The organism is Betaproteobacteria bacterium, from assembly GCA_016791345.1.
Classification (GTDB): Bacteria; Pseudomonadota; Gammaproteobacteria; order Burkholderiales; family JAEUMW01; genus JAEUMW01.
Window position 1 is genome coordinate 1 of sequence record JAEUMW010000108.1, and the last position, 13,058, is coordinate 13,058.

At 63.3% G+C, this 13,058-nt stretch carries 13 protein-coding genes; 9 read left to right on the forward strand and 4 right to left on the reverse strand.

Annotated elements, in window-relative coordinates:
• From JNK68_04280 to trxA, 4 genes are all read left to right on the forward strand, one after another.
• The coding region (locus tag JNK68_04280; GenBank protein ID MBL8539569.1) for a methanol dehydrogenase at positions 1-92 on the forward strand (92 nt) is incomplete at its 5' end.
• An 87-nt stretch (positions 93-179) separates the two neighbouring features.
• Entirely contained in the window at positions 180-1,103 is a 924-nt protein-coding gene (locus JNK68_04285; GenBank protein MBL8539570.1) for a substrate-binding domain-containing protein, read from the forward strand.
• Between the two features lie 64 nt (positions 1,104-1,167).
• On the forward strand, positions 1,168-1,872 hold the full coding sequence (locus tag JNK68_04290; GenBank protein MBL8539571.1) for a hypothetical protein: 705 nt from the start codon (positions 1,168-1,170) through the stop codon (positions 1,870-1,872).
• Positions 1,873-1,877: 5 nt separating this feature from the next.
• A complete protein-coding gene (trxA, locus tag JNK68_04295) occupies positions 1,878-2,249 on the forward strand; it encodes a thioredoxin (GenBank protein MBL8539572.1) in 372 nt (123 codons plus the stop codon).
• A gap of 3 nt (positions 2,250-2,252) precedes the next feature.
• Here the strand turns inward: trxA and JNK68_04300 are convergent, their stop codons facing one another.
• Complete coding sequence (locus tag JNK68_04300) at positions 2,253-3,188, reverse strand: LysR family transcriptional regulator (protein ID MBL8539573.1); 936 nt, start codon at positions 3,186-3,188, stop codon at positions 2,253-2,255.
• Between the two features lie 280 nt (positions 3,189-3,468).
• Here JNK68_04300 and JNK68_04305 point away from each other — a divergent pair, with 280 nt between their 5' ends.
• From JNK68_04305 to JNK68_04320, 4 genes are all read left to right on the forward strand, one after another.
• The gene (locus tag JNK68_04305) at positions 3,469-4,548 is read left to right on the forward strand and encodes an efflux RND transporter periplasmic adaptor subunit (protein MBL8539574.1); all 1,080 of its coding nucleotides are present in this window, start codon (positions 3,469-3,471) and stop codon (positions 4,546-4,548) included.
• Between the two features lie 13 nt (positions 4,549-4,561).
• Entirely contained in the window at positions 4,562-7,657 is a 3,096-nt protein-coding gene (locus tag JNK68_04310; protein ID MBL8539575.1) for an efflux RND transporter permease subunit, read from the forward strand.
• Positions 7,658-7,667: 10 nt separating this feature from the next.
• Positions 7,668-8,261, forward strand: coding sequence for a DUF4126 domain-containing protein (locus JNK68_04315; protein MBL8539576.1), 594 nt, complete (start codon positions 7,668-7,670; stop codon positions 8,259-8,261).
• Between the two features lie 67 nt (positions 8,262-8,328).
• Positions 8,329-8,568 carry a hypothetical protein gene (locus JNK68_04320; protein ID MBL8539577.1) on the forward strand — a complete coding sequence of 80 codons (240 nt, stop codon included), beginning with the start codon at positions 8,329-8,331 and terminating at the stop codon, positions 8,566-8,568.
• 351 nt (positions 8,569-8,919) lie between these two features.
• Here the strand turns inward: JNK68_04320 and JNK68_04325 are convergent, their stop codons facing one another.
• Complete coding sequence (locus tag JNK68_04325) at positions 8,920-10,113, reverse strand: sel1 repeat family protein (GenBank protein ID MBL8539578.1); 1,194 nt, start codon at positions 10,111-10,113, stop codon at positions 8,920-8,922.
• Between the two features lie 26 nt (positions 10,114-10,139).
• The gene (locus JNK68_04330) at positions 10,140-10,880 is read right to left on the reverse strand and encodes a hypothetical protein (protein ID MBL8539579.1); all 741 of its coding nucleotides are present in this window, start codon (positions 10,878-10,880) and stop codon (positions 10,140-10,142) included.
• A 410-nt stretch (positions 10,881-11,290) separates the two neighbouring features.
• Here JNK68_04330 and JNK68_04335 point away from each other — a divergent pair, with 410 nt between their 5' ends.
• Complete coding sequence (locus JNK68_04335; GenBank protein MBL8539580.1) at positions 11,291-12,280, forward strand: response regulator transcription factor; 990 nt, start codon at positions 11,291-11,293, stop codon at positions 12,278-12,280.
• Positions 12,281-12,888: 608 nt separating this feature from the next.
• Here the strand turns inward: JNK68_04335 and JNK68_04340 are convergent.
• Positions 12,889-13,058, reverse strand: a 170-nt coding sequence (locus tag JNK68_04340; protein ID MBL8539581.1) for an SAM-dependent methyltransferase, incomplete at its 5' end; no start/stop codon positions are given.

Below are 13,058 nucleotides of genomic sequence, written 5' to 3' on the forward strand. Positions count from 1 at the left end.
TGGACAACATCGACAACCTCTACGCTTACCTCAAGGGTCGCTCGGATGGCGCCATCAAGCCGGGGCGCGTCGAGCTGATGCCGGCCCAGTAAATCCCTGCCCGCCCGAGTCACTGAACCTCTTCGATGGCCCCCTGTCTGAAGGGGCTCATCGAGGACGGATAGTCTCATTCCAAGAATATGACACAGCGCACAACACTGCGCGTTCTCGCGTTCGCGGGAGCCGCGGGGCTGCTCTTCCTTTCATCCCATTTTGCATTCGCGCAAACACCCCTGCCCGGGGAAAAGGACAAGGTGCTGCGCGTTTGCGCCGATCCCAACAATCTGCCGCTTTCGCACGAAAACCAGCAGGGGTTCGAGAACAAGATCGCCGAACTCTTTGCGAAGGAACTCGGCTGGAAGCTCGAGTTCTTCTGGTTTCCGCAGCGCATGGGCTGGGTGCGCAATTCCCTGCGCGCTCAGGTGCCGCAAGAGAAGCGGTACAAGTGCGACCTCGTCATGGGGGTGTCGGAGGATTTCGACCAAGGTGCAGCGACCGTGCATTACTTCCGCTCCACTTATGCCATGGTGTTCCTAAAGGGCCGCGGCCTGGATAACATCAAGACGCCCGACGACCTGCTCAAGCTGCCGCCCGAGCAGCTGAAGAAACTGCGCTTCGGCACCTTCGCCCAGACACCCGCCGTCGACTGGCTGCTGCGTCACAACCTCATCGACCAGATGGTGCCCTATCAGCGCATGACCGGCGATCCGCAGCAGTACCCCGGCGAGATCATCGAGAAGGATCTGGTCGACGGGAAGATCGACGTCGCTTTCGCCTGGGGCCCGATCGCCGGCTATTTCGGGAAGAATGCCAAGAACGCGAACATCGTGGTCGTGCCGTTCAAGCCCGATCCCGAGATCAGGTTCGACTATGCCATCGCGATGGGTGTGCGGCGCGGCGAGAAGGAGTGGCTGGAAACGGTCAACCAGCTCATCGAAAAGAACCGCACCGAGATCGAGCGCATTCTGCTCGCTTACGGCGTGCCCCTGATCGACGACAAGGGGCAGGTCATCACGACCGCGGGTGCGGGCCATTACACCCCGCGCCAGGCGCCATCCAAGTAATCCCATCCCTTTGAGCACGTGCGACTGCGAGAGGCAGTGCGTGCAGCGACAGGAGTAAACCTTCGTGTCCTTCCGTGTCCCCAGTCTCGTGGCGGTGCTGTTCGCAGTCGCGCTCGCCCCCGCCTTTGCCCAGAACGCGCCACCGGCAGACCCGGCGTCGGCGCAGCAGCCCATCTCCCAAGCCGAGACCCTGCTCTTCATGACGAATCACCTGCACGACACCAAGCTCCCGGCTCGCCTTGAGTACACCTTCCACAAGAGCGGATCGCTCGAGGATGCCTTCGACGACAGCGTCAACGTCGACGTGAAGGGCAAGGCAGACGACAGGACCGCGACGACCAAATTCCTTACCGGACCGCGGGCGGTGGGCTACCCGCCGGTCGAGCATGCCGAAGGCAACCCGGTGATCATGTGGTTCCTGGAGCGCGACATCCGCGAGATGGAGCGCCTGACCGGCGGCAAGTCGCCTTACTTCCAGAGGCGCATCCGGCTCGCGCTCGCCGACCGCGCCGAGGTGCGGCCCGTCAAGTTTTCCCTCGGCGGCAAGGAAGTGAGCGGCACCGAGGTCAAGGTGTCGCCCTACCTCGAAGACCCGAACAAGGCCAAGTTCGGCAAGGTGTCGACGGCCAAGTATTACCTGTTCACCCTCTCCGACCAGGTTCCGGGCGGGGTATACCAGATCCGCGCCGTCGTGCCGGACGATGCCGGAGGCAAGCCGCTGATCGACGAGACGCTCACGTTCGAGAAAGTCGCTCCGTTCAAGGGTTGACGCGCATGGCTACCACCGAACTCACCGTCGACAACTTCGATCAGGTCGTCACCGGCAACGACATGGTCGTGATCGATTTCTGGGCGCCCTGGTGCGGCCCGTGCCGCTCGTTCGCGCCGGTTTTCGAGGCGGCGTCGGCGAAACACGAGGGTGTCGTTTTCGCCAAGGTGAACACGGACGAGGAGCAGGAACTCGCGAATCAGTTCGGCATCCGCTCCATTCCGACTCTGATGGTGTTCCGGCAGCAGGTCATTCTCTATGCCGAGCCCGGTGCCGTGTCGGGGCGCGACCTGGACCGTGTCATCGAGCAGGCGAAAGCGCTGGACATGGACGAGGTGCGCCGCAGAATCGAGGCACAGCAGGTCCAGCAGCAATAGCGCTCAGGCGAATGCCGCGATCTCGTCCGCGTGCAGCGGTGCCATGAGCGCACTGCACAGGTCCGGATCCTCCAGGCGCGACAGAAACCACTGCAGGGCGCGTCCCGGATCCTTCGCGCGCCAGGCGATGAAAAAGGGGATCTCCGGCTTCGGCTCCTCGACTTCCCGGACCACGAGCGTCCCGGCATCGACGTCCGGGCCGATCAGATGAAGCGGCAGAAAGCCGCCCCCGAGCCCGGCGACCTGCGCGTCGCGTTTGGCGCGGATGTCCGGCACAGTGAAGACATCCTGTCCCGACAGCAGGCCGGAGGTGCGCGGCGGGAGGCTGCGCGAGCTGTCCGCCGCGGAGACCGCGCGGTGGTCGAGCAACTGGTCGTTCCTGATGGGCTGCGGCACGCGCGCCAAGGGATGGTCGGGTCGCACCGCGAACACCCACTGCACGTGGCCGAGCGCGCGGGTCGCGTAACCGCCGCCGGCAGGGCCGTCGCCCGGGGCGCCGATGACGAGGTCGGCGCGGTCTCCGGCAAGTGCGTCCCAGCAGCCGCCATACACCTCCGTCAGAACACGCAGGCGGGTGCCGCACTCCACCGTGTGGAACTCGCGCACCAGCGGGAACAGGCGCGGCAGCGGGATGAGGTCGGTGACGGCAATCCGAAGCTCGGTTTCCCAGCCCGTGGCGACGCGCTTGACGCGCGCCTCCAGTGCGCTCGCGGCACGCAGCAGGTGGCGACCTTCCCGCAGCAGTTCCGCCCCGGCCTCGGTGAGGACCGCGCGATGGCCGCGCCGGTCGAAGAGAAGGAGATCGAGGTCCTGTTCGAGCTTCTGCACCGTGTAGGTGATGGCGGAAGGCACGCGGTGCAATTCGTCGGCGGCGGCGGCGAAACTGCCCTTGCGGTCGATCGCATCGAGCACGGCCAAGGCGTCGAGCGAGAGTTTCATGTCCGAGCGTCCTGAGTCGGAAGTTCGCTGAGCAGGATAATGCCGATCATCGCCGCCAGGCTCGCCTGGTCCCCAACCGAGCGCCGCGCGGCTTCGCGCCGGGCGGCGCCCGCGGCATTCCTGCCTCGGGTGCCCGTCGTACGGATCGTCTTCATCGTTCGACGAACCTCTGACCCGGGACACCGGGTTCCTGCCGGATTTCCCCGGATTATTGGCTATCCTTGCGCCGCCCACAAAACGTAAACTCATGAATTTTGTGCGCGCCGCGCCAACCACTCTCATGCTGAAAATTTCAGCGTGCCGACTCGTCCGGGCTCTCGTTCTGCTCGCCCTGGCTGGCCCTGCGCTGGCGCTGGCGCAGACTGCGGGCGGCGCACCACAGGGCGTGCCGGTCAAGGCCGCGCAGGTCCGCGTGAGCCGGCTCAGCACCGACGTGTCGGCGGTGGGCACGCTGCTCGCCAACGAGTCGGTGATGATCCGCCCGGAGATCGCCGGCCGGGTCGTCGCCATCCACTTCGAGGAAGGTCAGTCGGTGCCCAAGGGCGCGCGCCTCATCACCCTTGACCAGTCCGAATACAAGGCGATCCTTGCGCAGTCGGATGCCGACGCGAAGCTCGCAACGCGCCGCTACGAGCGCTCGCAGGAGTTGCGCAAGCAGAATTTCATCAGCCAGGAAGCGGTGGACGAGGCGCGCAGCAATCTCGATCGCTCCGCCGCGCGCCGGCAGGAGACCGAGGTCAAGCTGGCGAAGTCCGAGATACGTGCCCCGTTCGCCGGCATCGTCGGCCTGCGTCAGGTCAGTCCGGGCGCTTACGTCAAGGAAGGCGCCGACATCGCGCGCCTGGAGGACGTCGATTCGATCAAGGTCGACTTCCGCATTCCGGAAGTGTTCGTCGGTGCGCTGCGCCCCGATCAGGAAGTGACCGTGCGTGTCGATGCGTTTCCCGGCCAGTCGTTCAAGGGCCGTATCTACGCCCTCGAACCCGGCGTGGACGAGAAAAGCCGCACGCTGCTCGTGCGCGCGCGCATCCCGAACAAGGATCGCAAGCTGCGGCCGGGCATGTTCGCGCGCGTCGTGCTGTCGCTCGGCACCCGCGACGCCGTGATCGTCGTGCCGGATCAGGCCATCGTCCCGCGCGGCGACAACGTCTTCGTCTACCGCGTCGTCGACGGCAAGGCGCTGCTCACGCCGGTGACGACCGGCGCCCGCGGGCCGGGCGAGGTGGAGATCGTGAAGGGGCTCACCCCGCAGGACACCGTCGTGGTCGACGGCCAGATCAAGCTGCAGGACGGTGCACCCGTCACCGTCATCGGCGCGCCGCCCGTGCCGTCCGCCGCCGCGGCGCAGAAGGAAGGCTGAGCGCCCGGCCTCCATGCACCTCTCGGAGCTCTCCATCAAGCGTCCGGTCCTCGCGACCGTGATGAGCCTCGTCATCGTCCTGCTCGGCGTGATCGCGTTCCAGCGCCTGTCCGTGCGCGAATATCCCAACATCGACGCGCCGGTGGTGTCGGTGCGCACGGTGTACAAGGGCGCGAGCGCCTCGGTGATGGAAAGCCAGGTCACGCAGCCGCTCGAGGACTCGCTCTCCGGCATCGAGGGCGTGAAGACCATCAAGTCGGTTTCGCGCGAGGAAGTGAGCCAGATCACGATCGAGTTCGTGCGCGAGCGCGACCCCGACTCCGCCGCGAGCGACGTGCGCGACCGCGTCTCGCGCGTGCGTGCGCGACTGCCCACCGACATCGACGAGCCGGTCGTCTCCAAGATCGAGGCCGACGCGCAGGCCATCCTGTGGCTGGCATTCCGCTCCGATCGCCACACGCCGCTCGAAATCACCGACTACGCCGACCGCTACATCGCCGATTCGATCAAGACGCTGCCGGGTGTTTCCTCCGTCATCATCGGCGGCGAGCGCAAGTATGCGATGCGGCTCTGGCTCGACCGCGACCGGCTCGCCGCATTCGCCCTCACGCCGCAGGACGTGGAAGCCGGCTTGCGGCGCCAGAACGTGGAGATTCCCGCCGGGCGCATCGAGGGCAACAACCGCGAGTTCACCGTGCTGTCGGAAACGGACCTGCGTACGCCGGAGCAGTTCAACAACCTGATCGTCGCCGAGGCGAGCGGCTATCCGGTGCGGTTGAAGGATGTCGGTCGTGCGGAGCTCGGTGCGCTCGATGACCGCAACGAGGTGCGCGTCAACGGCGAGCTTGCCGTGGGTCTGGGCGTGGTGAAGCAGTCGACGGCGAACACGCTCGCGGTCGCGGATGCGGTGAAGCGCCAGATCCCGCGCATCGAAGCCGGGCTGCCCGAAGGCATGAAGCTTATCGTCGCCTTCGACAGCTCGGTGTTCATCGAGAAGTCGATCGAGGCCGTCTATCACACCATGGTCGAGGCGCTGCTGCTCGTGGTGCTGGTGATCTTCCTCTTCCTGCGGTCGGTGCGCGCGACGCTGATTCCCTTCGTCACCATTCCGGTGTCGCTCATCGGCGCGTTCTTCTTCCTCTACGTGCTCGGCTTCTCCATCAATGTGCTGACACTGCTCGGCATCGTGCTCGCGATCGGCCTCGTGGTGGACGATGCGATCGTCGTGCTGGAGAACATCTACCGTCACATCGAGGAGGGCACGCCGCCGATCCGCGCCGCCGTGCAGGGCAGCCGGGAGATCGCGTTCGCCGTGGTGGCGATGACGCTGACGCTGGCCGCCGTGTTCACGCCGCTCGCCTTCATGACCGGCAACACCGGCAAGCTCTTCACGGAATTCGCGCTCACCGTCGCCGCGGCGGTGCTCGTTTCCGGCTTCGTCGCGCTCACGCTGACGCCGATGATGTGTTCCAAGATGCTGCGGCATCAGGCGCGCCACAGCGCCATCTACAACTGGAGCGAGCGCTTCTTCGTCGCACTGAACAGCGGCTATCGCTGGCTGCTCACGCGCACGCTGCGCCATCGCTGGCTGGTCGTCGTGATCTTTCTGGCGGTGGCGGTCGCGGCGGTGCTGTTGTTACGGTCGCTCAAGTCGGAGCTGGCGCCGATCGAGGACCGCGGCTTCTTCATCGGCGTCACGCTGGCGCCCGAGGGCGCGACGATGGACTACGCGCTCGACTACGCGCACCGCGTCGAGCAGATGTACAAGGACATTCCCGAGGTCCAGAACTACTTCGTGGTCGTCGCGCCGGGCCTCGAGAAACCCAACCCGGTCAATCTGGTGTTCTCCTTCGTCAGCCTGAAGCCGTGGGAGGAGCGCACGCGCAAGCAGCAGGAAATCACGGCCGGGCTGCGCGGCAAGATGTTCGCGACCCTGCCGGGCGTGCTGTCCTTCCCGGTCGATCCGCCGTCGCTCGGACAGAGCTTCCGCAGCCCGCCGGTGCAGTTCGTGGTGCAGGCGAACTCCTACGAGGAGCTCGATCAGCTCGTCAACAAGGTGATGGCACGGGCACGTGCCTATCCCGGCCTCACCAACATCGACAGCGACCTCAAGCTCAACAAGCCGCAGCTTTCGGTGACCATCGACCGCGAGAAGGCGGCGGACGTCGGCATCGAAGTCGAAACCATCGGCCGTACGCTCGAGACCCTGCTCGGCGGCCGCCAGGTCACGCGCTTCAAGCGCGAGGGCAAGCAGTACGACGTCATCGTGCGGCTGGAGGACGCGGCGCGGCGGCAGCCCACCGACCTCACCTCGATCTACGTGCGCGGCAAGGACGGCCAGTTGATTCAACTGGCGAACCTGGTCCAGGTGAAGGAGACCGTGGCGCCGAAGGAGCTCAACCACTTCAACCGGCTGCGCGCGGCGATCATCCAGGCCAACGTCGCGCCGGGGTACACGGTGGGTGAGGCGCTGGCGTTTCTCGACCAGGCGGCGCGGGAAGAGCTGCCGAAGAGCGCGCAGACCGACTACGACGGCCAGTCGCGCGAGTTCCGCGAATCGGGTGCGGCGCTCTATCTCACCTTCGTGCTTGCGCTCGTCTTCATCTATCTCGTGCTGGCAGCGCAGTTCGAGAGCTTCGTCGGGCCGCTCGTCATCATGCTCACCGTGCCGCTCGCGATGACCGGCGCACTCGCCGCGCTCAAGCTCACCGGCAGCACGCTCAATGTCTACAGCCAGATCGGACTGGTGATGCTGATCGGCCTCATCACCAAGCACGGCATCCTGATCGTGGAGTTCGCGAACCAGCTTCGGGACACCGGCAGGGACAAGTTCGCGGCGGTGATCGAGGCGGCCACCCTGCGCCTGCGGCCGATCCTGATGACCACCGCCGCGATGGTGCTGGGTGCGGTGCCGCTCGCCATCGCCACCGGCGCCGGCGCCGAATCGCGCCAGCCCATCGGCTGGGTCATCGTCGGCGGGCTCGTGTTCGGCACGCTGCTCACGCTCTTCGTCATCCCGACTGCATACACGCTGCTTGTCGGCAAGCGTCGGAAGATCGAGGAGGAGCCGCTGCCGGCCACGCTGGAGCATTCCCCCGTCAGCCGCTAGGTCACTGACGATGGGTGCGTATCTGCCGGAAATTGCCGTCGCCGCCGCGCTCGCCTGGGCAAGCGGCATTCGCCTCTACGCGACGCTCTTCCTCGTCGGGCTGGCCGGCAAGCTCGGCTGGGTGGTGCTGCCCGAGCACCTGGAGATCCTCGCGAGCCCGCTCGTGCTCACGGCAAGCGGCTTCATGACGGTCGTCGAGTTCTTCGCCGACAAGATTCCCTGGCTCGACAGCGTGTGGGATGCGGTGAACACCTTCCTGCGCGTGCCGGGCGGGGCGCTGCTTGCGGCGGCTGCGGTCGGCGACTCCGGAGCGGGAGCAGCGCTCGCTGCGGCCATCATCGGCGGCAGCATCACCGCCGGCACGCACTTCGCCAAGGCGGGCGCGCGGGCGGTGGTCAACACCTCGCCGGAACCGTTCAGCAACATGGCGAAGTCGAGCCTCGAAGACCTGCTCGTCCCCGCCGGCCTGTGGGCGGCAATTGCCGCACCGGCCGTGTTTCTGGTCGCACTGCTGCTGTTCCTGGGTCTCGTGGCGTGGGCGTTGCCAAAGCTGTGGCGGGGTGTGCGGCGGGTGCTTTCTTTCGGTGGAGGAAGGAGCGAGTGACGTTGTCCGGTTGATGGGCACGGGTCCAGTGTTACACTGATCCCGTGTGAACTTGGAGGGCGAGACGGTGGCGAACCTTACGTTGACCATCGATGATGAGGTGCTCAAGAAGGCACGCATCCATGCTCTTGAGCGTGGCACTTCGGTAAACGCGCTGGTGCGTGACTTCCTCGAGCGCATCGCCCACGACGACGCCGAGCTGGAAGCGATCGTTAAGGGGATCGACGCGATTGCCGATGCCACGCCCGAGCGTCGCATCTCTCGGTTTACCAGAGAAGATCTCTATGCGGAGAGATTGCGGCGGTGAAGGTCTTCATCGATACCAATGTGCTTCTTTACCGTTCGATGGTAACGCTCCGAAAAAGCGTGACGTGGCGTGGGCCGAGTTTCGCCGTCTCGTCATGGAGCGCTCCATCGTCCTTAGTACCCAGGTGCTCCAGGAATTTTACGTTGCCGCCACGCGGAAGCTGAATCCCGCCCTCAGTCCCGAGCAGGCAGAGGTTGTCGTGGGCTATCTTTAACCCGCGCACCAAGCGAACGCGCGTGTCGCCTCAACCAAATTTCGATTTCCACTACGCGGTGCGCCGACTCATCAACAAGAACTCAAGTCCAGAGTGTCCGGAGTTCTGTGTGAGCGGATGAATGAGAATCAACAATTCTAGCGTTTCTCAGCCGCTAACTCGTTTATCACGATCTTGAGGTTTTTTTTGGCATCAGCCTTTCCATCAGCGAATCCTTGTTTCGCTGCCATGCGAAACCATTTTTCGGCTAACACAAGATCTTGCTTAACTCCTCGACCATGCGCATAAAGGATCCCTAGGTTGTTTTGCGCTGGAGCAAAGCCTTGCGCGGCAGCCTTTCCATACCATTGAACCGCTGTGCTCTCGCTTTTCCCTACCCCGAGACCGTAGTCGTAAGCCATACCAAGCCCAAACTGAGCGTCCGCATATCCCTGTTCCGCGGCCCGTCGATACCAATTGACCGCCTCGACATCACTCTTGGGAAGGTCGGACATACCCCTTGCGAACCAATCCCCCATCGCAAATTGCGCCTCCGCATCCCCCTCTTCGGCCGCACGGCGCGCCTGAGCCATCGTCCATCTCGGCCAATCGCGCCACGATCGTTTGCCACCTAGCCAGCCCTTTCGACTGAGCTCAGCCAAAACCCGTTTATTGCGCTCATCGTTGCTCTCCATTAACCCCAATTGTTTGAGCCGTCGACCGGCCAGCCAACCTGAACCCGGATAGTCAAGCTCAATGGCGGCCACGGCGCGTACCATCCAGACATTTGCCTGATTCGGATAGTCGATGATGAATTCCGCACTCTTGCTCATGAAATCTCGAAGGAGCTTGATCCTGTCCCGTTGAAGGGCTGCTTTGTCCGCGCGGTTCGCAATCTGCATCAGTTCATTGAACCTGCGTCTTCCCTCACTTGACAGTTTTGTGCTGGTGCGCAACGCTTGCGCGTCAGTCGCCGCCTCGGCGCTGAAACGCCGGCGCATGCTGTGCAGAGAAGCTTTTCTAGGTGCTGGAGCCCGCGCGAGGGCCTGATCGATGGATCGCACAGCTTCGGCATTGTTGCCTTGAGCACCGAGAGCCAGCGCAGCTAGCCCATATGCCTCCCAGCGGCTGTCGTCGACCGTCATTGCCGCAGATGCCGTGACGTAGGCTTCTGCCAGCTCACCTCGCTCCAGCAGATATCGCGACCTTTCTATTACCTGCTCATAGGACACACGCGTGTCAGTACCCGTTTGGGACCATGAACTCCCTATCGGCAAAAAACCGGTCAGCGCCAGTAACGCTACCACCACGTATGAACTCGTCCGCCCAGCCAGTTCCGCCTGCACGTTCATGATGTGCGTCCTCATCGAAAACCTGTCTAGGGATTCGTTGCCTCGAAGAATTCGCGAAGTCGCTTGCCGACCATCTGTTCAAAGTACGCGCTCACGTTCCTGGCCGCGCTGTATGGTGTGATCATTCTCGTGTCGGGGTCCACAAAAGTGCTGTAGAAAACGTCGACCTTAAAGCTTTGTTCCTCGGGCAACTTGCGGATCAGGTCACGGATTTCACTCTCAACAGTTTCGCGTACAGATTCATCAACCGTCTCTCGAATTCCCGAGCGTGCAGCTTCCCTGACGCTCACGTCCTCCCCGAAGCGTATCTGCTCAGCCATTTCGCTGATTAACACCTTTGTCGTAGAGTGCGCGACAGCGATCGTCTGCGGAACAAGTTCCCCGGCCGAATCGAACGCGGGCGCATCCCTCCTTGTGGTCACGTCCTCAGAAAATGTTCTTTCTGGCGAAGCAAGATTAGCGAGGGGGAGCAGCGGCCGTGCTGGTGCAGATTCCTCGGCGAGTTGCGCACGTCTCGCGCGCTCGCGGGCAGCAGCCTCCTCGTTAGCGCGGTCCTGGGCACGCTGCCGCTCGTAATCCGCATTGACCCGTTCCCGTTCCCGATCGCGCCGCATCTGCTGTTCGAGTTCCTGCTCCCGTCTGAGCGATTCACGCTCTTCCCGGTCCATCCTTTCCTGGCGATCGCGCTCTTGGCGTTCCTCGCGTTCCTGCTGCTTACGCACAGAGTCAAGATAACTCTTGCCGGCATCTTCGATTGCTCGATTCACCGCCTCGCCTTGCTCGCGGATAGCCCGGTTTCGGTCCAACGCATCCTGATATATCCGCTGCTGATTGTTATTAGACGACGGTGTCGACGAACTGCGATTTGGAACATCTGGTTCCCTGGCGGAAGAGGAGTCTGCAGCGCAGTCGAAATGAAAGAGTGCCGTACTAGAAATGATCGCCGCTAGCGACAATAAGCACCTATTCACTTTATACCTCCCGTCCACCCTCCCGACCTACCTTAAGCGTAGGCTCGCATGCCCGATGCTGCTATGATGCAAATGCATCTCCCCGGTCATAAGAAGGGGGGCCGAAGGGCGGCGGGGAGGGCAGGCTGAGCGGGTGCGGTTTCGCCGAGTCGCCGGGATCTCGGTGCTCGGGCTCTCCCGAAACTTGAGCCTGCGGGGGAATAGCCATGACCAGAAAAGCCGATCTGCTCGGTTCTTTCTCGCGCCTCGTGCTTGAGGTCTATCACGCCTCGCGTGAAAGGACCGCCGACCAGTTCCAGGAAGCCGCCGTTCGACTGCTCAAGCCTGTGCTGGGTTTCGATTCGTCCATGTGGGGAACCGGAACGCTGTCAGGGGACGGACTTGCCGTTCATTCGATTCATCTTCACGAGCAGTCTCCCGAGATGATCGACAGCTGGCAGCTCGTAAACCACGAAGACACGGTTGCGTACGAATGCTCGAAAAGACCAGGTTGGGTTAATAACGCCCACATGCCCACCGTCTTTTGCGAAAGAGACAAGTCGGGGATGCGCGATCTCACGAAGCGCTTCAGAGTGGGGAATGCCTTGGTCACCGGGTACGTGCAGCAGCAGATGTCGCTCGCGAACTGGGTATCCCTTTACCGGCAAGACCCGGACAAGCAGTTTTCGGAGGATGAACGAATATTATTTGAGGCGTTGTTTCCGCACGTCGTAGAAGCTTTGACGATCAATCGGCTCGTGAACCTCGACAGGGTCTACGCAACCAATCGCGGGAGAAATGCGTTCGTGGCAATCGCAGATCGGCGGGGCGCGATCTATGTGTCCGACAGCGGCTTTGAAACCGTCGTGCGTTCAGAGTGGAACGATTGGACTTCTCGGGTGCTGCCGCGACCTCTCGCCGCGTTGACGAACACGATCAACCCGCAGACGTTCCGAGGCGCACGAATCACCGTTGAAGTTAGAAACGTCGGCGACCTCTTCTTCCTGAAGGCGCGCCCGCTGACACCGATTGACCGGTTGAGCCCGCGCGAGCGGGAAGTCGCAGAGTATTTCGGTGCAGGGCGCAGCCACAAGAGGGTCGCGCAGCTACTTGGCATTTCGCCGGTGACGGTCCGCAACTATCTACAGACGATATACGGCAAGCTAGGTGTGAAAGATAAAGCGGAGCTTGCCCAAATGCTGGAGCGCTCGATCTGATCCGTTGAGGCGCTGCAGCAACGAACTAGGCTGTCTTGACGGGTCAAGGGTTGTGCGGAGGTTTAGCACGCACCTCAGCAGTCTTCGTGTGGCAGGAATCCCTGAATCGCGTATCCGCGGTGCACTATGGAATGCGAGCGACCCTGGTCGCTGCCAACAGCGCGGTAAGCTCTTCCTCGTGAAACCCTGTTCAGTCAGCATCATCGGCGCACCGACCGATATCGGGCCAATGTTCGCGGGGCGAGCATGGGTCCGGAGGCGCTGCGCGTCGCAGGCATAACCGAGGCGCTGACGCGCTTCGCGGACGACGTCAGCGAGAAGGGCAACCTGAGTGGCCCCTTGAACCCGCAGCTTGCGGCGGAAGGCGGCTATCCGCCTCTGCTGAATTGCCACCAGAAATGCGCGCGAAGCTGGAGGCGTGGAGGAAGGGCGCGGAGCGTTGATCCTGCCCTTCCTGACTGATCGGGCGTCGATGACTCTTGCGGTTTTCGGACTCACGCCGGGAATGGCGTCCCGGCCGCAGACCGCGTACTGCACCGATCTGTGCAGTGGGGCGGGACGCGCAGCGAAGCGAGGGTGATAAGCCGGCAAGCTGCCCATCGTCGGCTTCAGCCCACGGTGATCACGACTTCGGCGTACTCGCTCGGCGCGACGAGGCCATGCCCGCCGCCGATGTCGAACTCGTTCAGCAGCGCGGTGATGTCGCGGTCGAGCGCCGCCTGACCGGCTGCATCCAGCGCGGCGAAAGCCTTGTGGGTCGGGCCGTACAGGTCGCGGA

Coding starts and splice junctions, on each gene's coding strand:
- JNK68_04285 (MBL8539570.1), top strand. CDS start 180: ATGACACAGCGCACAACACTGCGCGTTCTCGCGTTCGCGGGAGCCGCG.
- trxA (MBL8539572.1), top strand. CDS start 1,878: ATGGCTACCACCGAACTCACCGTCGACAACTTCGATCAGGTCGTCACC.
- JNK68_04300 (MBL8539573.1), bottom strand. CDS start 3,188: ATGAAACTCTCGCTCGACGCCTTGGCCGTGCTCGATGCGATCGACCGC.
- JNK68_04305 (MBL8539574.1), top strand. CDS start 3,469: ATGCTGAAAATTTCAGCGTGCCGACTCGTCCGGGCTCTCGTTCTGCTC.
- JNK68_04310 (MBL8539575.1), top strand. CDS start 4,562: ATGCACCTCTCGGAGCTCTCCATCAAGCGTCCGGTCCTCGCGACCGTG.
- JNK68_04315 (MBL8539576.1), top strand. CDS start 7,668: ATGGGTGCGTATCTGCCGGAAATTGCCGTCGCCGCCGCGCTCGCCTGG.
- JNK68_04325 (MBL8539578.1), bottom strand. CDS start 10,113: ATGAACGTGCAGGCGGAACTGGCTGGGCGGACGAGTTCATACGTGGTG.
- JNK68_04335 (MBL8539580.1), top strand. CDS start 11,291: ATGACCAGAAAAGCCGATCTGCTCGGTTCTTTCTCGCGCCTCGTGCTT.